The organism is Neobacillus sp. plas4, from assembly GCF_057221695.1.
The window spans coordinates 449,008-471,139 of record NZ_CM170152.1; the positions used below are offsets into that span (position 1 = coordinate 449,008).

Genomic DNA, 22,132 nt, shown 5'->3' on the forward strand with positions numbered 1-22,132 from the left:
TGCCAATTCAGGAGGCGTTCTATGAGAGAGCTTTTGTATGAAGGAAAAGCAAAGCGGATTTTTAAAACAGATGATGAACAGACGGTTTTAATTGAATATAAGGATTCAGCTACAGCTTTTAACGGGCAAAAGAAGGCGGATATTACCGGTAAAGGGCGTTTGAATAACGAAATTACTAGTTTGCTATTTTTAAAGCTTAAAGAACAGGGAATTGAGTCGCATTTTATTAAGCAACTGTCGGAAACGGAGCAGCTGGTTAAAAAAGTAAGTATCATCCCTCTTGAAGTTGTCGTCCGAAACGTGGCTGCAGGCAGTTTTTCAAAGCGCATGGGAATCGAGGAAGGTAAAGAGTTAACAAAACCGCTGGTCGAGTTTTATTTAAAAAATGACGACCTCGGCGATCCACTCGTAACTGTTGACCATATTTACGAATTGAACGTTGCAACAGCAGAAGAACTGGCCGTTTTAAAAGAAAAAGCCCTGCAAATCAATAAAGTTTTAACAGGATTTTTCGCTGAACTAGGCATCAATTTGATCGACTTCAAACTAGAATTTGGCAAGGATGCTGCTGAAGACATTTTATTAGCAGATGAGATTTCACCGGATACCTGCAGATTATGGGACAAAAAGACAAATGAAAAGCTCGATAAAGATGTATTCCGTCGGGACCTTGGAAGTTTAACAGAAGCTTACGAAACTGTTTTTAACAGATTAGGGGGAAAATAGCATGTATAAAGTAAAGGTATATGTTACGTTGAGAGAAAGTGTACTAGATCCACAAGGTAAGGCAGTAACGCATTCACTGCAATCATTAAACTATCCAGAGGTATCCGATGTTCGAATCGGTAAATATATGGAGCTGACGATTGAAAAGTCAGAGCGTAATCTTGATGAAGTAATCAATGAAATTTGCAGCAAGCTGTTAGCAAATCCAGTTATTGAAGACTACCGTTATGAAGTAGAGGAGGTTGTTCCTCAGTGAAGTTTGCAGTCATCGTTTTTCCGGGGTCTAACTGTGATATCGATATGTACCATGCGATTAAGGATGAACTTGGTGAGCAGGTTGAATATGTATGGCATGATACGGAAAGCTTAGAGGGATTTGACGGCATCTTACTTCCTGGCGGTTTTTCATATGGTGATTACTTACGAACAGGCGCCATTGCTCGTTTTAGCAAGGTAATGAAAGAGGTAGTAAAAGCGGCAGAGGCTGGTAAACCGATTCTTGGTGTCTGCAATGGGTTTCAGATTTTGCTTGAAGCTGGGTTACTGCCTGGAGCCATGAAACGTAACGAAAGTCTATCATTTATCTGTAAACCTGTTGAATTAAAGGTAGAGAACAATAAGACGATGTTTTCTACGGCCTACTCTCAAGGAGAAACCATTAGCATTCCTGTCGCTCACGGTGAAGGAAACTACTATTGTGATGAAGAAACACTCGTGAAGCTCAAAGCGAACAATCAAATCGTTTTTACGTACCAAGATAACCCGAACGGAAGTTTAGAAGATATAGCAGGCATTATCAATGAAAAAGGAAATGTTCTTGGAATGATGCCGCACCCAGAAAGAGCTGTTGATGAGTTATTAGGCGGCGCAGATGGACTTAAATTATTTCAATCGATTGTAAGAAGCTGGAGGGAAGCAAATGTTGTTAAAGCATGAACCAAGACCAGATCAAGTAAAGACAGAAAAACTTTATCAGCAAATGGGCTTATCCGATGAAGAATTTACGCTCGTTGAAAACATTCTTGGCCGGACACCGAACTACACTGAAACGGGATTATTTTCAGTTATGTGGTCAGAGCATTGCAGCTATAAAAACTCGAAGCCAGTATTGAAAAAATTCCCAATTACAGGAGGAAAGGTTCTTCAAGGTCCTGGTGAAGGCGCAGGGATTGTCGATATCGGTGATGAACAAGCGGTTGTTTTTAAAATTGAAAGCCACAACCATCCATCTGCGATTGAACCATATCAAGGTGCCGCAACAGGCGTAGGCGGAATCATCCGTGATATTTTCTCGATGGGTGCACGTCCAATCGCACTATTAAACTCACTTCGCTTCGGAGAATTGGATGAATCTGCAAGGGTGCGCTACTTATTCAAAGAAGTTGTCGCTGGGATTGCAGGTTACGGCAACTGTATCGGAATTCCGACTGTCGGCGGAGAAATACAATTTGACGCCAGCTATGATGGGAATCCGTTAGTGAATGCGATGTGTGTCGGCTTGATTGACCATAAAGACATTAAAAAAGGTCTTGCACAAGGTGTCGGCAATACGGTGATGTATGTCGGTGCAAAAACAGGCCGTGATGGAATTCATGGTGCAACCTTTGCTTCTGAAGAATTGACTGAGCAATCCGATGAAAATCGTCCAGCCGTTCAGGTTGGCGACCCGTTCATGGAAAAGCTTTTACTAGAAGCCTGCCTTGAGCTGATCCAATCTGACGCGCTTGTAGGAATTCAGGATATGGGTGCAGCAGGATTAACAAGCTCATCAGCTGAGATGGCAAGTAAGGCTGGAATGGGTATCGAAATGAACTTAGACCTCGTTCCACAGCGTGAAACAGGTATGACTGCATATGAAATGATGCTTTCAGAATCTCAAGAACGTATGCTAATTGTTGTTACAAAGGGAAGAGAGCAGGAGATAAAAGATTTATTCACAAAATATGACCTGGAAGCTGTAGCGATTGGTACAGTAACAGATGATAAAAAACTACGTTTGCTGCACCATGGCGAAATCGTGGCAGATGTTCCGGTTGACGCTTTAGCGGAAGACGCACCTGTTTATCACAAACTATCCAAAGTTCCTGCGTATTATGAGGAGTTTCAGGCAATGGAGCAGGAAATCCCACAGGTTTCCGATCTAAAAGAAACACTTCTAAAGCTTTTAAGTCAGTCAACAATTGCGAGCAAGGAATGGGTTTATCAGCAGTATGACTATATGGTGCGGACAAATACAGTTGTATCACCAGGTTCAGATGCGGCAGTAGTTCGTATTCGTGGAACTCGTAAGGCATTAGCGATGACAACTGACTGTAACTCACGCTATGTGTATTTAGACCCTGAAGTGGGCGGGAAAATTGCCGTAGCGGAAGCAGCCCGTAATATTGTCTGCTCTGGTGCAGAACCATTAGCCATTACTGATAACTTAAACTTCGGTAATCCAGAAAAGCCAGAAGTGTTCTGGCAAATTGAAAAAGCAGCGGATGGAATCAGTGAAGCCTGCCGCGTTCTTGAAACTCCAGTTATTGGCGGTAACGTCTCTTTATATAACGAAACAAGCGGTACGGCCATCTATCCAACGCCAGTAATCGGAATGGTTGGATTGGTAACAGATATTGATCATATCACCACACAATCATTTAAAAATAGTGGCGACCTTATCTACTTAGTTGGAGAAACAAAGGATGAATTCGGTGGAAGTGAGCTTCAAAAACTAGTTCACGGAAAAGTTTTTGGAAAAGCTCCGGAGTTAAATATTGAGGTAGAAAAAGCAAATCAGGATCAAGTATTAGCGGCCATCCGTGCTGGCGTAGTTCAATCTGCTCATGACTTATCAGAAGGCGGTTTAGCAGTGGCGATTGCCGAAAGTCTTTTCGACAATGACAAACTCGGAGCGGAAGTGAATGTTTCAGGGAATCTCGTTTCTTCCTTATTCAGTGAATCACAATCTCGTTTCTTGTTATCTGTGAAAAAAGAACATCAAGCACAGTTTGAGAGTTTAGTAACTGCACAATTAATCGGAGAAGTGAACGAAACAGGAACGTTAAAGGTTTTATCTAAAACCGATACAGTATTAGAAGCTTCTGTAAACCAATTGAAGGATGCCTGGAAAGGAGCTATTCCATGCTTGCTGAAATCAAGGGATTAAACGAAGAGTGCGGAGTATTTGGTGTCTGGGGACACCCAGATTCTGCACAGCTTACCTATTATGGGCTTCATAGTCTGCAGCATCGCGGCCAGGAGGGTACAGGTATCGTCGTATCCAACGGAGAAAAGCTAAGGGTTGTCAAAGGTGAAGGACTCGTTTCAGAGATTTTCACTCCGAAGGTAATGGAAGAATTAAAGGGAACCTCTGCGATTGGGCATGTACGTTATGCAACGGCAGGAGGCGCCGGTTATGAAAATGTCCAGCCCTTGCTGTTCCATTCCCAAACGGGCAGTCTTGCCCTTGCCCATAATGGAAACCTAGTAAATGCTAATTTCTTAAAGCACCAGCTGGAAGCACAGGGAAGTATTTTTCAAACAAGCTCTGATACCGAAGTTTTAGCTCATTTAATTAGAAGAAGCGGATTTCCTGAGCTTAAAGATCAGGTTAAAAATGCTCTTTCGATGTTAAAAGGAGCTTACGCCTATTTAATCCTAACGGAGAATGAATTAATGGTTGCTCTTGATCCTCATGGGTTAAGACCATTATCACTCGCATGTTTAGGAGATGCCTATGTGGTTGCTTCCGAAACCTGTGCATTTGATGTCATTGGGGCGGAATTTATCCGTGATATTCGACCGGGAGAATTATTGATTATAAACAAGGACGGAATTACTTCTGAGCAATTCGCTTTCAATTCAACAAAGTCAATCTGTGCGATGGAATATGTTTATTTCTCAAGACCGGATAGTAACATTCAAGGTATTAATGTGCATACAGCCCGTAAGAATATGGGGAAAAGATTGGCAGTTGAAGCTCCGATCGAAGCCGACGTAGTAACAGGTGTTCCAGATTCAAGTATCTCTGCCGCGATTGGCTATGCAGAAGTTTCCGGTATTCCCTATGAAATGGGCTTAATTAAAAATAAATATGTTGGCAGAACTTTCATTCAACCTACTCAAACCTTACGAGAGCAAGGGGTAAAAATGAAGCTGTCCGCTGTTCGCGGTGTGGTAGAAGGAAAACGTGTTGTAATGGTGGATGACTCCATCGTTCGCGGAACCACGAGCAAACGGATTGTATCGCTGCTAAAGGAAGCAGGAGCGACAGAGGTACATGTTGTGATCAGTTCTCCGCCGATAAAAAATCCTTGTTTCTATGGGATTGATACATCGTCTAAGGAGGAATTAATTGCATCGGATAAATCAGTGGAAGATATTCGCGAGCTTATTGGTGCTGATTCCCTAACGTTTTTAAGCACAGAGGGAATGGTAGAAGCAATTGTAAAAACTGAAGGAACGGATGGTTTCTGCCTTGGCTGTTTTACAGGTAATTATCCAACGGAAATATATCCAGATACACTCCAATATTATTACCAAAAATAAGGGGGACCATCATGGCAAATGCGTATAAACAGGCAGGGGTAAACATCGAAGCAGGCTATGAGGCTGTTGAAAGAATGAAAAAGCATGTGCAAAGAACAGCCCGAGCAGGTGTATTAGGCGGGTTAGGCGGATTTGGCGGAATGTTTGACCTATCTTCTCTTAACCTAAAAGAACCTGTTCTTGTCTCAGGAACAGACGGAGTTGGCACAAAGCTGATGATTGCTTTTTGGATGGATAAGCATGACACCATTGGTATCGATGCTGTTGCAATGTGTGTCAATGATATCGTGGTTCAAGGGGCAGAGCCTTTGTTCTTTTTAGATTATATTGCATGCGGAAAAGCAGATCCGGAAAAGATAGAGGCAATTGTAAAGGGTATTAGTGATGGATGTGAACAGGCAGGCTGTGCACTTATTGGCGGTGAAACAGCGGAAATGCCTGGTTTGTATAGTGAAAGTGAGTATGATTTAGCAGGATTCACCGTTGGAGCTGTTGAGAAATCCAAAATGATCACAGGACAAAATATCAAGCCTGGAGACGTGTTGATTGGATTAGCTTCAAGCGGAATTCACAGCAATGGGTATTCACTCGTTAGAAAGGTTTTCAATAATTGGGCCTTAACGGAATATGTAGACGAACTTGGCTGCAGTTTAGGAGAGGAATTATTAAAACCAACAAGAATCTATGTAAAACCGATTTTATCGGCTTTGAAAAAATTCGAAATAAAAGGGATGGCCCATATTACAGGCGGCGGATTTATTGAAAATATTCCGCGGATGCTTCCTGAGGGACTTGGAGCTGCGATTTATGATAAGAGCTGGGAGATTCCACCGATTTTTAATTTAATCACGACAGTTGGCCAGATCGAACAGCAGGATATGTATAATATTTTTAACATGGGTATCGGCATGGTTATCGCTGTTGATAAAGAAAACGCCGCTGACTTGATGGATCATTTAAGAGAGTCCGGGGAAACTCCATATGAGATTGGTATGGTTACAGCAGAAGAGGGAATTGTACTAGGTGGCCGCCGATGAAAAAAGTTGCTGTCTTTGCATCTGGAAATGGTAGCAATTTTCAAGCCATCATCGATGTAGTACAAACGGGAGAGCTTAAAGCGGATATAGCTCTTCTTGTTTGTGACAAACCGGGAGCGTTTGCTGTTGAACGGGCAAATGCCGCTCGTATCCCGGCTTTTTCTTTTAACCCAAAGGAATATAGCTCCAAAGAAGCGTATGAGAAGGTAATTACGGAGCAATTAACCAGTTATGGTGTTGAATTTATCGTCCTTGCAGGTTATATGAGACTATTAGGTCCAACCTTGCTTGGTGAGTATTCGGGCAGAATCGTAAATATCCATCCTTCGCTTCTTCCTGCCTTTCCAGGTAAAGACGCGGTTGGTCAGGCCCTGGAGGCAAAAGCGAAGTGGACTGGCGTAACGATCCATTACGTTGATGAAGGAATGGACACGGGTCCGATAATTGTCCAAGAACGTATCCGAATTGAAAATAAAGAAACAAGAGAAAGTTTGCAGCAGAAAATCCAAAAAATCGAACATAAGCTTTATCCATCCATCTTGCAAATGCTGTTAATGAAAGGGGAAGTCACCAATGACAAAAAAACGCGCACTAATTAGTGTTTCTGATAAAAATGGTATTTCTGATTTTGCTAAAGAGTTAGTCAGCTTAGGGTTTGAAATTATTTCAACAGGCGGAACGAAAAAAGCACTGCAAGAACAAGGTATTCCTGTTCTTGGTGTAAGTGATGTTACCGGTTTTCCAGAAATATTAGAAGGACGTGTAAAGACGTTAAACCCTTTTATTCATGGCGGATTGCTAGCTAAACATGATGATGAGCAGCACCAAAAACAACTTGATGAACATGGTATTAATCCGATTCAAATCGTTTGTGTGAACCTTTACCCTTTTCAACAAACTATTGAGAAGCCAGAAGTAACCACAGACGATGCGATTGAAAATATCGATATTGGCGGTCCATCTATGTTACGTGCCTCTGCTAAAAATCATCAGTATGTAACGGTAGTTGTGGATCCTGTGGATTATAGTAATGTAATTGAGGAATTAAAGGCCGATGGTCAAACAACGCTGGAAACACGCAGAAAGCTGGCGGCAAAAGTTTTCCGTCATACAGCTGCATATGACGCTTTAATTGCTGAATATATGACTGATCTTGCTCAGGAAGAAACACCTGAAAAATTGACGGTTACATATGAATTAAAGCAATCGCTTCGTTATGGTGAAAATCCACATCAAAAAGCTGCTTTTTATAAAAAACCACTTGGTTCCACATTCTCCATTGCTAATGCGGAACAGCTTCATGGGAAAGAATTATCCTATAATAACATCAATGACGCGGATGCAGCTCTGCAAATCGTAAAAGAATTTACTGAACCCGCTGCAGTGGCTGTTAAGCATATGAATCCTTGTGGTATTGGGACAGGGACAAGTACTTTTACTGCTTTTGAAAAAGCATTTGCTGCCGACCCTGTATCCATTTTTGGCGGAATCATTGCCTTTAATCGAGAAGTGGATGCAGAGACTGCAGGCAAACTTCATGAGATTTTCTTGGAAATCATTATTGCACCGTCTTTCTCAGCTGATGCATTATCGGTTTTAACATCCAAAAAGAATCTTCGTTTATTAACGATTCCATTCTTAGACACACAAAAACCAGAATTAAAGTTAACGACCATAGAAGGCGGGCTTCTTGTTCAAGAACAGGACCGATTCACTTTGGAAGACGCTGAGATTAAAGTAGCGACAAAAAGACAGCCAACTGAGCAGGAGTGGGCAGCATTAAAGCTCGGCTGGAAAGTTGTTAAACATGTAAAATCCAATGCCATTGTCGTGTCAAAAGAGGATATGACAATTGGAATCGGCGCTGGTCAAATGAACAGAGTAGGTGCCGCTGAAATTGCTTTAAAACAAGCTGGTGAACAAGCAGCAGGCGCTGCACTTGCCTCTGATGCTTTCTTCCCAATGGATGATACCGTTGAAGCAGCAGCTAAAGCGGGAATTACGGCAATCATTCAGCCAGGCGGTTCCATCCGTGACGAAGATTCCATCAAAAAAGCGGATGAATACGGAATTGCCATGGTGTTTACCGGAGTAAGACATTTTAAACACTAAAGCGAGGTGAAAGAAGTGAAAGTTCTAATCATTGGACGAGGCGGAAGAGAACATGCACTGTGCAAAAAGGTAAGTGAAAGCCCCCTTGTTGAAAAAGTATATGCTGCTCCAGGTAATGATGGGATGGAAGATGTGGCTGAACGAGTCCTAATCTCAGAGAGTGAACATGCTCAGTTAATTCAATTTGCAATCGAACAGGAAATTGGTTTAACGATCATTGGCCCAGAGGTGCCATTGCTTGAAGGATTGGCAGATAAATTTCAGGCTGAAGGTTTAGCTGTGTTTGGACCAAGCGGATTAGCAGCTGAAATCGAAGGAAGTAAGTCGTTTGCAAAGGAAATCATGAGGAAGTATCAGATTCCTACTGCTGAATATGCGGTATTCACCAACTTTGAGGATGCAAAGCAATATATTGAAGAAAAAGGTGCTCCAATCGTTATTAAAGCGGATGGATTGGCTGCCGGAAAAGGTGTTACGGTTGCCTTAACGCTTGAAGAAGCATTACAGAGTGCGGAAGAAATGCTTGTGGGCCAAAAATTTGGCGACGCTTCTTCACGTGTGGTTATTGAAGAGTTTTTAGCTGGTGAGGAATTTTCCCTCATGGCATTCGTGAATGGGGATATTGTGATCCCTCTTGAAATCGCCCAAGATCATAAGCGTGCCTTTGATGGTGATAACGGTCCAAATACGGGTGGAATGGGTGCTTACTCACCAGTTCCTCATATTGACAACGAGACAGTTGAAACAGCTATCGAAACGATCCTTAAGCCTGCTGCAAATGCAATGATCCAAGAAGGAAGAAGCTTTTGCGGAATTCTTTATGCAGGATTGATTGTAACCGACAAAGGTCCAAAGGTAATCGAATTTAATGCTCGTTTTGGCGACCCGGAAACACAGGTTATTTTACCGAGGTTAAAATCGGATTTAGTACAGACAATCTTAGACTTATTGGCTGGCAAGACGCCGGAATTGGTATGGGATACGCAACCGATGATTGGGGTAGTCGTGGCAGCCAAAGGATATCCAGAACAATATGATAAAGGTGCTGTTCTTAAAGGATTATCAGATTTTTCACAGGAAGTCTATACGTTCCACGCAGGTACAAATAAAAATCAACTAGGTGAATTTGTTACGGATGGAGGCAGGGTTCTCTTAGTTGGGGCAAAAGCTGATAGCTTACAGGATGCACAAGATACTGTATATAGAGAACTGCAAAAATTATCATGCGATGGTGTGTTTTATCGTAAGGATATCGGTTCGAAGGCAATCGGGCGCGTCTTAAGTTAAAAAGGTAAGGGCTGACCATTTTGGGGTCAGCCCGTTTTTATATGGTACCGAAACCAGTGAAACCTAAGCGGAAGGGCAAGAATAGAGAGGCTATTCGTTACCGCAAACCGGATAATTCTGGGTTGAAGGGCACGAAAAGCATTTATTCGTCACCGCAAACCGGATAATTCTGGGTTGAAGGGCACGAAAAGCATTTATTCGTTACCGCAAACCGGATAATTCTGTGTGGAGGGGCACGAAAAGCATTTATTCGTTACCACGATCCAAATAATTTTGAGTTGAAGGGCACGAATAGCCATCAAGCAAACTATACTCAAACATTTACGAAGGATTATACGGCAATACCTCATCAATATTAGATTCAGCAGATTCATCGCCAAGCGCTAAAGGTATTTGCTGCTGCTCCATTTCCTGATACCTTTCAAACAGTGCCGTGACCGGGCAAAAACGAACAATACCTTCTGCAACCTTCATTGCACCACATATAGCAATAAACAAATAAGAATCTCTCCACGGAAACTTCACCATTTTAGCGGTACTCCAAGAAAGAATCGTCAGCCCAATGGTAATCCTAATTAATGCATTTAAAATCCCAATATTTTTTGTAACGTTCATTTTTGTTCACTCCTTCACAATATTTTTAAATCAATTACCATTTCTTTAATGCGTTAAACAGTAAAATATGTTAGTATAAGGTAAATCTAATTTTTGTAAGGGCTTTCTTTATTGATAAAACAATACTTTTAATAGATAGATAGCTTCAAGAAAGGAAGGGTATCGTATGCTGGAACAACGGTATCGATGGAAAAATAAACACTTACGCGCGCATGTATCAGTTTTAGATGGTAAAACTTCACCAACTCTTTTATTGAAAAATGCCTTGTATTTAAATCAGACATTTCGCCAGTGGATGCGGGCGAATATTTGGATATATGATGATCGGATTGTATACGTCGGCGAGAATTTACCGGCCCATTTGGAAAATTGTGAAGTCGTTGACTGCACAAATGAAATACTTGTCCCAGGTTATATTGAGCCACATGCCCATCCTTATCAATTATATAATCCCCATACGCTTGCAGCCTATGCATCCCAGTTTGGAACAACGACCATAATCAATGACAACATGTCATTGATTATGAATCTGAAGAAAAAGGAAGCGTTTTCCTTACTAAAAGAGCTGCGTTCCATTCCAACGACGATGTTCTGGTGGTGCAGGTTTGACCCGCAAACTGAAATATTGAATGAAGTGGATGTTTTTTCACATAGCAATATTAAATCGTGGTTAGAGCACGACGCTGTTTTGCAAGGCGGGGAATTGACAGGATGGCCGAAGTTGCTAGATGGCGATGATATGATGCTGCACTGGATGCAAGAAACGAAGCGGATGCGCAAAAAGATTGAGGGTCATTTTCCTGGAGCCTCTGAGAAAACGTTAGCAAAAATGATGCTCTTAGGTGCTGATAGTGACCATGAGGCGATGACAGGTGAAGAAGTTTATAACCGTTTAATGCAGGGATATATGGTTTCATTGAGATATTCATCCATTCGTCCCGACCTGCCAGAACTGCTAGACGATATAAAACGCTTAGGCATTCAAGCCTACGATCGTCTCATGTTTAACACAGATGGGGCAACATCGACTTTTTATGAACAAGGTATGAATGATCAAATGATTCGGATTGCCATAGAAAAAGGTGTACCTGTGATCGATGCCTATAATATGGCTACGGTGAACATTGCCCGTTATTATAATATTGACCATCTGCATGGAAATATTGCTACGGGCCGTGTCGCAAACATTAATTTCTTATCAAGTATTGAAAATCCAACACCGCATTCTGTTCTTGCAAAAGGGAATTGGGTAAAACGTGAAGGACAAACGGTCGATTCTTACCACTCAATCAATTGGGATGAGTATGGTCTAAAGCCAATGGAACTTGAATGGAAACTAAGTATTGATGACCTGCAGTTCTCCATGCCATTTGGAATTAAGATGGAGAATTCGGTCATTACGAAGCCTTATTCTATCGCAATCGATGCCTCAGGTGATGAGTTGTCCACCGATCATGACGAATGCTTTTTCACGCTGTTAGATCGGAATGGAAAGTGGAGGATTAATACCCTGTTGAAAGGTTTTGCAACAAATCTTTCAGCACTCGCAAGTTCCTATTCCAATACAGGTGATATTATCTTAATTGGAAAAAATAAAACGGATATGCTTGCGGCATTTGAAAGGATGAAGAAGCTGGGCGGCGGAATCGTCATGGTTGAAGATGAACACGTTGTGTGTGAGGTTCCATTAAGATTAAATGGTCTAATGTCTAATCTTCCCATTAAGGAATTAATAAATGAAGAAAAGAAACTGCTTGAGGAATTGAGGGGTCGCGGCTATTCTTTTTCAGATCCTGTATACAGTTTGCAATTCTTTTCCGCTACTCATTTACCTTATATTCGTATTACGCCGCAGGGAATGTACGATGTCATGAACAAAACGGTACTCTTTCCTTCGATAATGCGTTAAAATATAAAAGTATTTAAATGGAGATTAAATCTTCCACCTCCTTTTAGATAAAGTTAGGAGTGTTTAAAAGATGAAAAAGTGGGCTGTTGCAGCAACAGCAGCTCTTTTACTGCTCTCTGGCTGCAGTGAGAAAGAAAAAGCGAATGGACCAGAGCCAAAGGACCCGGTAAAAGAGGTGGAGGAAGTGATACAGGGAGAAGTTGAGACGGAACTACCCTATCACTACCCATTAACAGGTATAGTTTCAGAGAAAAAGACCGAGGGCAGAGCAGTCGCGGTAATGGTTAACAATCATCCCAAAGCCAGACCGCAATCTGGTTTGCACAAAGCAGATATAGTTTATGAAATACTAGCTGAAGGCGATGTTACCAGGTTTCTTGCCGTTTTTCAAAGCGAACGTCCTGAAAATATTGGGCCTATTCGAAGTGCAAGGGATTATTACATTGATGTAGCAAAAGGGCTTAATGCACTTTTTATAGCTCACGGCTATAGTGCAGAGGCACAAGAATTGCTTGAACGCGGGTTTATTGATAATTTAAATGGAATGGTTTATGACGGTACTTTATTTAAAAGGTCTAGTGACCGCCAGGCGCCCCATAATTCTTATATCACGTATGAAAATGTTTTAAAAGGTGCAAAAGAAAAGAAATACTCTATGGATCAATCGCCGCATGAATTTACATTTTTATCAGAGGATGAAAGTAAATCGGTAACTGGGGATGAAGCGAAGTCAGTAATGGTTTCATACTCTGCTAGCGGGGTTTTCGACTCTATTTACGAGTATGATGAATCAGTTGGAAAATACAAACGTTTCTCTGATGGAGACCAAACCATTGATAACGAAACAAAAGAACCTATCCTGTTAGACAATCTGTTTATCATCGAGACAACGCACCAAGTCATTGATAATGTTGGCCATAAGGAAATTGACTTAGAAGCAGGGGGATCAGGTTACTTGCTGCAATTGGGCAAGGTAATACAAGTGGAATGGAAAAATGATAATGGTCTAATCGTGCCAATAAAAAATAGTGAAGTGGTTCCATTTGTCCCTGGAAAAACTTGGGTGAATGTTATCCCAACGAATCCTGGACTTCAATCAAGTGTATCATTTAATGTAAAATAATTTCTTACTATCTAAAGGGGTAATCCAAATGCAAATAAATAAGTTACGCGGAAAAGAGCTTGATCAGTTATTTCAAGCCGTTCTTTCCTTAAAGGATCTCGAAGAATGTTATCGTTTTTTTGATGATTTATGTACCATTAATGAGATTCAATCCTTAGCACAACGCCTAGATGTAGCTAGAATGCTCCGTGATGGAAATACTTATCATAAAATTGAAACAGAAACTGGTGCTAGTACAGCAACGATTTCACGTGTGAAACGCTGCTTGAATTTTGGTAATGATACCTATGAAATGGTATTAGAGCGGATTAAAACGGAAGAACCAACTGAAGAAAAGTAAACCAAGCCGAAGAGAGTGCTCTTCGGTTTTTTTAATCCAGCTCCGGCGCCTAGGAGCTTGGGTCATAACCTTGTCTAGTTTCGGCTCCTTGGGACTCGAGTCATAAGCCACCCCCTGAAGAAGGCAAAGAACGCCTTCTTGCAGGGTTCGTCTTATGCCTTCGTCCCAGGGCAGTCGCCTCCACATTTCCGACAATCAGTCAAGAAGGTTAAAGAGCAACCTTCTCGGCTCGCTTATGTCTGTGGACCCGAGGAAAAAAATGAACTGCCTTTTTCACTGACAAAGTCGCCCCCGCTTTTTTAATATGGTTAACATTTCTATTATTTCAATTAGTGTTTTCTTTTTTAAACGAATCTGTAAATGCTATAATGGTGGAATGAAGATGAATGGGAGGATCTTGGGATGTATGATTTTCGCGAGTGGCGCCATGTGTTTAAACTCGATCCAAATAAAGAGATAAGTGATGAACAGTTAGAAAAAATATGTGAATCTGGAACAGACGGTGTTATCGTTGGAGGGACTGATGGAGTTACTCTGGAAAATGTTCTTGATTTGATGGCTAGAATACGCCGCTTTACTGTTCCCTGTGTCCTCGAAGTTTCTAGTATTGAAAGTGTTACCCCCGGCTTTGACCTTTATTTTATTCCAACGATTTTAAATAGCAGTGATACCAAGTGGATAACCGGACTTCACCATCAAGCAGTGAAAGAATTTGGTGAAATTATGGATTGGGAAGAGATTGTCATGGAAGGCTACTGCATATTGAATGAGGAATGCAAGGCTGCTAAACTGACATCTGCTGATACAAATGCAACAATCGAAGAAGTAAAGGCCTATGCGATGATGGCAGAGAAAATGTTCCATTTGCCAATCTTCTATCTTGAATATAGCGGTAAATATGGAGATGTTCAGGTAATTGATGAGGTGAAAAAAGTTCTTGATAAGACCGTTCTTTTTTACGGCGGTGGAATTAAATCCGTTGCCCAAGCCGCCGAAATGGCCAAGCATGCTGATGTCATTGTGGTTGGAAATGCCATTTACGATGATTTTGCCCAAGCTTTGGCAACAGTAAAAGCTGTACGGTGAAAATTTGCTTAAATAGAACAAAAGAGTTAAAATAAGAACAAATGTTCGTTATGGTGGTGAAGGAATTGCAATATTTATCAGAAAAGCTTCTAAATGGTTTAAATCCAGAACAGCAAAACGCTGTAAAAGCAACGGACGGTCCGCTTTTACTGATGGCTGGTGCTGGAAGTGGGAAAACGAGAGTATTAACACACAGAATTGCCTATCTAATCGTTGAAAAACGTGTAAATCCTTATAATATTTTAGCGATTACCTTTACAAATAAAGCCGCTCGTGAAATGAGAGAGCGTATTGGAAAAGTGATGGGCGGAGCAGCCGAGGAAATTTGGATCTCCACCTTCCACTCGATGTGTGTAAGAATTTTGCGTCGGGATATCGACCGGATGGGGTTCAATCGTAACTTTACGATTTTGGATACAGGTGATCAGCAATCAGTAGTAAAAGGAATTCTTAAAGATAAGAACCTTGACCCGAAAAAATATGACCCGCGGGCGATTTTAGGGGCGATTAGTTCGGCAAAGAATGAATTAATTGATCCCGAAGAATATGCTAAAACCGCCGGGGGCTACTTTGAACAAACAGTTAGTGATGTGTATACAGAATATCAGAAACGGTTACGGAAAAATCAAGCGCTTGATTTTGATGACTTGATTATGAAAACTATTCAATTGTTCCAGCGCGTACCAGAAGTACTTGAATATTATCAGCGAAAGTTCCAGTATATACATGTTGATGAGTATCAGGATACCAACCGAGCACAGTATATGCTGGTGAAGTTTTTGGCAAATCGCTTTAAAAACCTTTGTGTGGTCGGGGATTCTGACCAGTCGATTTATCGCTGGCGGGGAGCGGATATAGCCAACATTCTTTCGTTTGAAAAAGATTATCCGGATGCCAAAGTGATTTTGCTTGAGCAAAACTATCGCTCCACCAAGAGGATTCTTTTGGCTGCGAATAAGGTTATAGAAAATAATATAACCCGTAAGGCAAAGAATCTTTGGACCGAAAACCCGGAAGGAAACAAACTTGTTTATTATCGTGCGGATAGTGAGCAGGGAGAAGCTCAGTTTGTAGCTGGGAAAATTAAAGAATTAACACGCGATGGCAAAAAGCTATCCGATATTGCCATCCTTTATCGGACAAACGCTCAATCCCGTGTAATGGAAGAAGTTTTGCTAAAATCAAATATTGAATATAGCATCGTTGGCGGGACGAAGTTCTATGACAGAAAAGAAATCAAGGATATGCTCGCTTATTTGAGGCTCATTTCGAATCCTGATGATGACATCAGCTTACAGCGGATCATTAATGTGCCTAAGCGCGGAATTGGTTCGAGTTCCATTGATAAGATGGCTGACTTTGCTGCCATGCATGATATATCCATTTTCCAGGCGCTCGACTCCGTGGAGTTACTAGGGTTAAGCCCGAAAATCACCAAAGGTGCCAGGGAATTTAGAGATTTAATAAAAAATTATACGCAAATGCAAGAATTTTTATCGGTAACCGAGCTAGTTGAGGAAATACTAGATAAGTCTGGTTATCGAGAAATGCTGAAGGCAGAGAAGTCAATCGAAGCCCAAAGCAGACTTGAAAACTTGGATGAATTATTATCTGTTACCAAGAATTTTGAACAAGTGAATGAAGATAAGAGTCTTGTTGCATTCTTAACCGATTTAGCGCTTGTAGCGGATATCGATTCACTTGATGATGATGGAGAAGCAGTTGATGCCGTTACCCTAATGACACTTCACTCTGCAAAAGGATTAGAATTTCCTGTTGTCTTTTTAATCGGGTTAGAAGAAGGAGTTTTCCCTCACAGCCGCTCACTAATGGAAGAAGCAGAAATGGAAGAAGAGCGCCGTTTGGCTTACGTAGGAATTACGAGGGCGGAACAAACACTATTCATTACAAACGCTCAGATGAGAACCTTGTTTGGTAGAACGAACATGAATCCAGCATCAAGGTTCATCAAAGAGATTCCAGAAGAGCTGTTAGAAGGAGTGGAACCAGCAGAAAAGAAAGGTACTTCGTTCGGTACAAGAGGAACTGCTTTTGGCCGGAGTACAATGGGTTCAACAAGCACCTCGTTCGGGACACCAGTAACTAGAAAACCAGTTATGAGACCTGTAGCGGCTTCCACTGGTGGAGATACGATTGGCTGGAAGGTTGGCGATAAAGCTGAGCATGGTAAATGGGGCATTGGTACAGTAGTAAGTGTAAAAGGGGAAGGTGAAGGAACAGAGCTGGATATAGCTTTCCCAAGCCCAACTGGTATCAAGCGCCTGCTGGCTAAGTTTGCACCAATAACAAAAAAGGTATAAAAAAAGAATGCCCCTTTTTGGGGCTATTCTCGTTATCATATTTAATTTTAATATGAAAGGGCTGGATGTATGGACCTTCAAACCGCGGAACTTAAAGTCAATGAACTAAAAAGCCTATTAAATCAATATGGCTATGAATACTATGTGCTGGATAACCCCTCTGTGCCTGATGCAGAATATGACCGTTTAATGCAAGAACTCTTAGAGATAGAAGCTGAATTTCCAGAACTGAAAACACCAGATTCTCCATCAGTCCGCGTTGGCGGTGAAGTGCTGGACTTATTTGAAAAGGTGGAGCATCGGACACCGATGTTAAGCTTAGGCAATGCCTTTAACGAGCAGGACTTAAGAGATTTTGACCGCCGTATCCGGCAGGCAGTTGGGGATGAATTCTCCTATGTTTGTGAATTAAAGATTGATGGTCTCGCAGTTTCATTACGCTATGAAGACGGATTGTTTATCCAAGGGGCAACAAGAGGGGATGGTACCACTGGCGAGGATATCACTGCCAACTTAAAGACCATCAAATCGATTCCACTCCGTTTACGTGAAAGTGTTTCACTCGAGGTCCGCGGTGAGGCATTTATGCCGAAAAGATCCTTTGAAGCTTTAAATAAGGCGAAGGAAGAACGTGGCGAGGAATTAGCTGCCAACCCTAGAAATGCAGCAGCGGGATCGTTAAGACAACTAGATCCGAAAATTGCAGCAACGCGAAATCTGGATGTCTTTTTATATGGAATTGGTGGTGCTGGGGAAATCTATGCTGCCTCGCATAGTGAAGGTCTCGATTTCTTAGATCGTCTTGGCTTTAAAACCAATAAGGAGCGAAGAAAATGCCCTACCATTAATGAGGTTATTGAATATGTAAATGGCTGGGTAGATAAGCGTCCGAATTTACCATACGAAATAGACGGAATTGTGATTAAAGTAGATTCCTATGAGCAGCAAGGTAAGCTTGGAACAACAGCAAAAAGTCCTCGCTGGGCCATTGCCTATAAATTTCCGGCAGAAGAAGTGGTCACCACTCTTTTGAATATTGAATTAAGCGTGGGTAGAACCGGTGTTGTGACACCAACAGCCATACTAAAGCCAGTTAAGGTAGCGGGTACAACAGTCGGGCGTGCCTCCTTGCATAATGAAGACTTGATCCGAGAAAAAGATATTAAGATTGGCGACCAAGTAGTCGTTAAAAAAGCGGGAGATATTATCCCTGAGGTGGTCAATGTATTAGCAGAACAAAGAACGGGAGAAGAACTTGACTTCCATATGCCAACGCATTGTCCAGAATGTGAAAGTGAGCTTGTCCGTTTAGAAGGAGAAGTGGCTTTACGATGCATTAATCCTAGTTGCCCTGCGCAAATTCGTGAAGGATTGATTCATTTTGTATCACGTGAGGCGATGAATATTGATGGTCTTGGCGAAAAAGTAATCAGTCAGCTTTTTGCTGAAAAGTTAATCTCGGATGTTGCCGATATTTATAAGCTCACGCGAGAACAGCTATTGGCATTAGAAAGAATGGGAGAAAAATCCGTAACAAATCTGTTAAAAGCAATAGAGGCTTCTAAAGCAAATTCCCTAGAAAGGCTGCTCTTTGGTCTTGGAATCCGCCATGTAGGAGCCAAAGCAGCAAAAACACTTGCGCAAAGCTTTGATTCAATGGAAAAACTAACTGCGGCAAACAAAGAGGACTTACTAGCGATCAATGAAATTGGAGATAAAATGGCAGACTCTATTGTTGCCTTCTTTGACCAGGAAGAGGCGGAAGCGTTAGTAAAGGAACTTACAGCATTAGGAGTTAATATGGATTACAAAGGAGCAAAGCCAGTATCTGTTGAAGAGTCAGATAGCATTTTTGCTGGTAAAACGGTTGTTTTAACAGGTAAACTTGAGCAGCTCTCTAGGAATGAAGCCAAGGAAAAGATTGAAGCCCTAGGTGGAAAAGTAGCAGGAAGCGTCAGCAAAAAAACGCATCTTGTGATAGCAGGTGAAGATGCGGGTTCAAAGCTTACGAAGGCTGAGGAGCTGGGAATTGAAGTATGGGACGAGGAGAAGCTGTTAGTAGAATTAAATAAATAGAGAGAGGTGTGTCGAAGTGAGAAAACTCTCAATCATCGCTCTATCTCTTGTTATCCTTCTAAGCGGATGTGCACCGAACTTTCAAAAGCAGGAGAACGTGGTGCAAACGAAAAAAGAGTCGGAAGAGAAAGCGATCATTCCCAAATATAATATTTCAGACAACTATTATCGGACGATTTTACCGTTCGAACCTGGGGAAGCACGTGGATTAATTGTAGGAAACATCAATACGAGATATGACATTAACGAATTTGAGACTGGCTTGATGAGAATCGCGCAACATCAATTTGACCCAAAAACCTATTTGTTCCGTGAAGGACAGGAATTAAAGCGCAATACCGTTAGATTATGGTTGAATCGCAAATACACTCCAGCTCAAGTTGAGGCTCAGAAATTAAAGGAGAACGAAAATATTGGCTTAAACCCAGTATTGGAAGACGGTGTGGATTTTCAGGCAGGAAACAGTAACAGCCCTATCTACTTAGCCCATATATTAGAGCATGATTACCTGATCAAAGGCGAAAATGATACGGTCAAATTGGGCGGTGTTGTGATTGGTTTGGCCTTAAACACGGTCCATTATTACCGGACAGCGGTGGGTGAGCCTTACTTCGAGCGCAAAATTGAATTTCCTGAAATGGAGCGCGAAGGGAAAAAAATTGCGGATGAGGTGATTAGGCGCCTTAGAGCAATGAAGAATTTGAAGGATGTACCGATTACCATTGCGCTATTTGAACAGCAAAGCAGATCCTCTGTCGTTCCAGGAACTTTTTTCACGTATGCGCACGTGGATAAAGGAAGCTCAACGATAAATGCGTGGGAGCCTGTTTCAGAAAAGTACTTCCTCTTTCCATCAACGGAGGCACAAGAAGCGCACCGTGATGATGTAACTGCTTTTTTAAACTTTAAACAGGATGTAGAGGAATATTTTCCAAACTTTAATGGAGTCATCGGCCGTGCTTTCTATATAGGAGATCAATTTACTGATTTGGATATCTCCATTCCAATCCAATTTTATGGAAAATCTGAGGCGATTGGCTTTACTCAATATGTAACAGGTCTTGTCTTAGAGCATTTTCCTAATTATATTTCTGTTTCGGTAAGTGTTACTTCTGTTGACGGACCTGAAGCATTAATTGTCCGCAAGGCAAATGAAGCTGAACCGTTTGTGCATATTTATTAAACCTAGCTGATGCTAGGTTTTTTTGCTTTCGGTTATCAATTGATACGGTTAAAAGAAACATGATAAAATGAATAAGGATGTTGAGTTTATAGTATATAGGAGGTTTTATGACATGGTACAACCTTATAAGCATGAACCATTCACAGATTTTACAATTGAGGAAAACCGCCAATCATATTTAAACGCTTTAAAAACAGTTGAGAGCTATTTAGGAAAAGATTATCCTTTAGTAATCGGCGGCGAAAAAATCTCAACAGAAGATAAAATTGTTTCCTATAATCCATCCAATAAAGAAGAAGTAATTGGTACTGTTTCAAAAGCAAGACGTGACCTTGCAGAAAAGGCAATGCAGGCTGCGGTTGAAACGTTTAAAACTTGGAGAAAAGTAAAGCCTGAAGTTCGAGCGGATGTATTATTTAAAGCAGCAGCAATCATCCGTCGTCGTAAACATGAGTTTTCTGCTCTTATGACAAAGGAAGCGGGCAAGCCTTGGAAAGAGGCAGACGCAGACACAGCTGAAGGAATTGACTTCTTAGAATATTATGGCCGGCAAATGTTAGCGCTTAAAAATGGCGTACCAGTAAATAGCCGTCCAAACGAATACAATCGATACGACTATATTCCTTTAGGAGTGGGCATTATTATTTCTCCTTGGAATTTCCCTTTTGCTATTATGGCGGGAACAACAGTTGCAGCTATCGTGACAGGGAATACGGTTCTATTAAAACCAGCCTCAACTACACCAGTCATTGCGGCTAAATTTGTGGAAGTAATGGAAGAAGCAGGTCTTCCTAAAGGTGTATTAAACTTCGTTCCAGGCAGCGGTTCAGAGGTTGGCGATTATTTAGTTGATCACAAAGATACACGTTTTATCAGCTTCACAGGTTCACGTGATGTCGGACTTCGTATATTCGAACGTTCTTCAAAAGTAAATCCAGGGCAAATCTGGATGAAGCGTTTGATTGCTGAAATGGGAGGTAAAGATACCATCGTGGTTGACTCAGAAGGTGATCTTGAGCTTGCTGCACAGTCTATTGTTGCAGGTGCATTTGGCTTCTCTGGTCAAAAATGTTCAGCATGCTCTCGTGCAGTCATTGTTGAGGATGTGTATGACACTGTATTGAACCGTGTGGTTGAATTAACTAAAGAACTAACAGTAGGTGACCCAACGGAGCAAGGAACGTTCATGGGCCCAGTTAATGATCATAATGCGTTCAAAAAAATTATGGAGTATGTTGAAATCGGCAAGCAGGAAGGCAGGTTGATGGCTGGCGGTGAAGGAGACAATTCAAAAGGTTACTTCATTCAACCAACCGTTATTGCTGACCTTGCTCCAGATGCTCGTATCATGCAGGAAGAAATCTTTGGTCCAGTGGTTGGTTTCACTAAGGCAAAGAATTTCACGGAAGCGATTGAAATAGCAAACAACACAGAGTACGGCCTAACTGGTGCAGTTATTACAAGAAATCGTGCACACCAAGAGCAAGCGCGAGAAGACTTCCATGTTGGTAACCTATACTTCAACCGTTCATGTACCGGTGCGATTGTTGGGTATCAGCCATTCGGAGGCTTCAATATGTCTGGAACAGACTCCAAAGCTGGAGGACCAGACTACTTATTGCTGCACATGCAGGCAAAAACTACTTCTGAAATGTATTAATGTGATGACCCCTTCTCGTCTGAGGAGGGGTTTTTTTGTATGGAAAACTCAGGGGGTTTTTGGTAAAAATTGTCTGATAATCCAAAACCCATTGAAAATTGTCCAAGACTAGCGGGAAAATGTCCAA

Annotated in this window: 18 protein-coding genes; 17 read left to right on the forward strand and 1 reads right to left on the reverse strand. The window is 41.6% G+C overall.

Annotated elements, in window-relative coordinates; genetic code table 11:
* Positions 1-21: 21 nt before the first annotated feature.
* From purC to purD, 9 genes are read left to right on the forward strand one after another with little or no spacing between them, the layout of a single operon-like run.
* Complete coding sequence (gene purC, locus AC2TFD_RS02210) at positions 22-726, forward strand: phosphoribosylaminoimidazolesuccinocarboxamide synthase (protein WP_335509520.1); 705 nt, start codon at positions 22-24, stop codon at positions 724-726.
* 1 nt (position 727) lies between these two features.
* Complete coding sequence (gene purS, locus AC2TFD_RS02215) at positions 728-982, forward strand: phosphoribosylformylglycinamidine synthase subunit PurS (RefSeq protein ID WP_335509518.1); 255 nt, start codon at positions 728-730, stop codon at positions 980-982.
* Positions 979-1,662, forward strand: coding sequence for a phosphoribosylformylglycinamidine synthase subunit PurQ (purQ, locus tag AC2TFD_RS02220; protein WP_484674863.1), 684 nt, complete (start codon positions 979-981; stop codon positions 1,660-1,662). The genes purS and purQ overlap by 4 nt, the downstream gene beginning before the upstream one ends.
* Positions 1,646-3,874 carry a phosphoribosylformylglycinamidine synthase subunit PurL gene (gene purL, locus AC2TFD_RS02225; protein WP_484674864.1) on the forward strand — a complete coding sequence of 743 codons (2,229 nt, stop codon included), beginning with the start codon at positions 1,646-1,648 and terminating at the stop codon, positions 3,872-3,874. The genes purQ and purL overlap by 17 nt, the downstream gene beginning before the upstream one ends.
* Complete coding sequence (gene purF / locus AC2TFD_RS02230) at positions 3,850-5,256, forward strand: amidophosphoribosyltransferase (protein ID WP_335509513.1); 1,407 nt, start codon at positions 3,850-3,852, stop codon at positions 5,254-5,256. Before purL ends, purF begins: the two co-directional genes overlap by 25 nt.
* An 11-nt stretch (positions 5,257-5,267) precedes the next feature.
* On the forward strand, positions 5,268-6,293 hold the full coding sequence (gene purM / locus AC2TFD_RS02235) for a phosphoribosylformylglycinamidine cyclo-ligase (RefSeq protein WP_335509511.1): 1,026 nt from the start codon (positions 5,268-5,270) through the stop codon (positions 6,291-6,293).
* Entirely contained in the window at positions 6,290-6,892 is a 603-nt protein-coding gene (purN, locus tag AC2TFD_RS02240) for a phosphoribosylglycinamide formyltransferase (protein ID WP_484674865.1), read from the forward strand. The genes purM and purN overlap by 4 nt, the downstream gene beginning before the upstream one ends.
* Positions 6,867-8,405 carry a bifunctional phosphoribosylaminoimidazolecarboxamide formyltransferase/IMP cyclohydrolase gene (gene purH, locus AC2TFD_RS02245; RefSeq protein WP_335509507.1) on the forward strand — a complete coding sequence of 513 codons (1,539 nt, stop codon included), beginning with the start codon at positions 6,867-6,869 and terminating at the stop codon, positions 8,403-8,405. The genes purN and purH overlap by 26 nt, the downstream gene beginning before the upstream one ends.
* A 15-nt stretch (positions 8,406-8,420) precedes the next feature.
* Positions 8,421-9,692 carry a phosphoribosylamine--glycine ligase gene (purD, locus tag AC2TFD_RS02250; protein ID WP_484674866.1) on the forward strand — a complete coding sequence of 424 codons (1,272 nt, stop codon included), beginning with the start codon at positions 8,421-8,423 and terminating at the stop codon, positions 9,690-9,692.
* Between the two features lie 321 nt (positions 9,693-10,013).
* Here the strand turns inward: purD and AC2TFD_RS02255 are convergent, their stop codons facing one another.
* Entirely contained in the window at positions 10,014-10,307 is a 294-nt protein-coding gene (locus AC2TFD_RS02255; RefSeq protein ID WP_335509503.1) for a YgaP family membrane protein, read from the reverse strand.
* 166 nt (positions 10,308-10,473) lie between these two features.
* Between AC2TFD_RS02255 and AC2TFD_RS02260 the strand changes: the two genes are divergently transcribed.
* The 8 genes from AC2TFD_RS02260 (at position 10,474) to pruA (ending at position 22,005) form a co-directional block, all read left to right on the forward strand.
* Positions 10,474-12,216 (forward strand): adenine deaminase C-terminal domain-containing protein, encoded by a 1,743-nt coding sequence (locus AC2TFD_RS02260; RefSeq protein ID WP_484674867.1) that lies wholly within the window; start codon positions 10,474-10,476, stop codon positions 12,214-12,216.
* A 70-nt stretch (positions 12,217-12,286) separates the two neighbouring features.
* Entirely contained in the window at positions 12,287-13,339 is a 1,053-nt protein-coding gene (locus AC2TFD_RS02265; RefSeq protein WP_484674868.1) for a DUF3048 domain-containing protein, read from the forward strand.
* A 28-nt stretch (positions 13,340-13,367) separates the two neighbouring features.
* Complete coding sequence (locus tag AC2TFD_RS02270; protein ID WP_335509497.1) at positions 13,368-13,679, forward strand: YerC/YecD family TrpR-related protein; 312 nt, start codon at positions 13,368-13,370, stop codon at positions 13,677-13,679.
* Between the two features lie 402 nt (positions 13,680-14,081).
* Positions 14,082-14,765 carry a heptaprenylglyceryl phosphate synthase gene (pcrB, locus tag AC2TFD_RS02275; RefSeq protein WP_335509495.1) on the forward strand — a complete coding sequence of 228 codons (684 nt, stop codon included), beginning with the start codon at positions 14,082-14,084 and terminating at the stop codon, positions 14,763-14,765.
* Between the two features lie 65 nt (positions 14,766-14,830).
* The gene (pcrA, locus tag AC2TFD_RS02280) at positions 14,831-17,086 is read left to right on the forward strand and encodes a DNA helicase PcrA (protein ID WP_335509493.1); all 2,256 of its coding nucleotides are present in this window, start codon (positions 14,831-14,833) and stop codon (positions 17,084-17,086) included.
* Positions 17,087-17,155: 69 nt separating this feature from the next.
* Positions 17,156-19,162, forward strand: a complete 2,007-nt coding sequence (gene ligA / locus AC2TFD_RS02285; protein ID WP_484674869.1) for an NAD-dependent DNA ligase LigA — start codon at positions 17,156-17,158, stop codon at positions 19,160-19,162.
* A gap of 16 nt (positions 19,163-19,178) precedes the next feature.
* Complete coding sequence (locus tag AC2TFD_RS02290) at positions 19,179-20,345, forward strand: CamS family sex pheromone protein (protein WP_335509489.1); 1,167 nt, start codon at positions 19,179-19,181, stop codon at positions 20,343-20,345.
* A gap of 112 nt (positions 20,346-20,457) precedes the next feature.
* The gene (pruA, locus tag AC2TFD_RS02295; RefSeq protein WP_484674870.1) at positions 20,458-22,005 is read left to right on the forward strand and encodes an L-glutamate gamma-semialdehyde dehydrogenase; all 1,548 of its coding nucleotides are present in this window, start codon (positions 20,458-20,460) and stop codon (positions 22,003-22,005) included.
* The last annotated feature ends 127 nt before the right edge of the window (positions 22,006-22,132 follow it).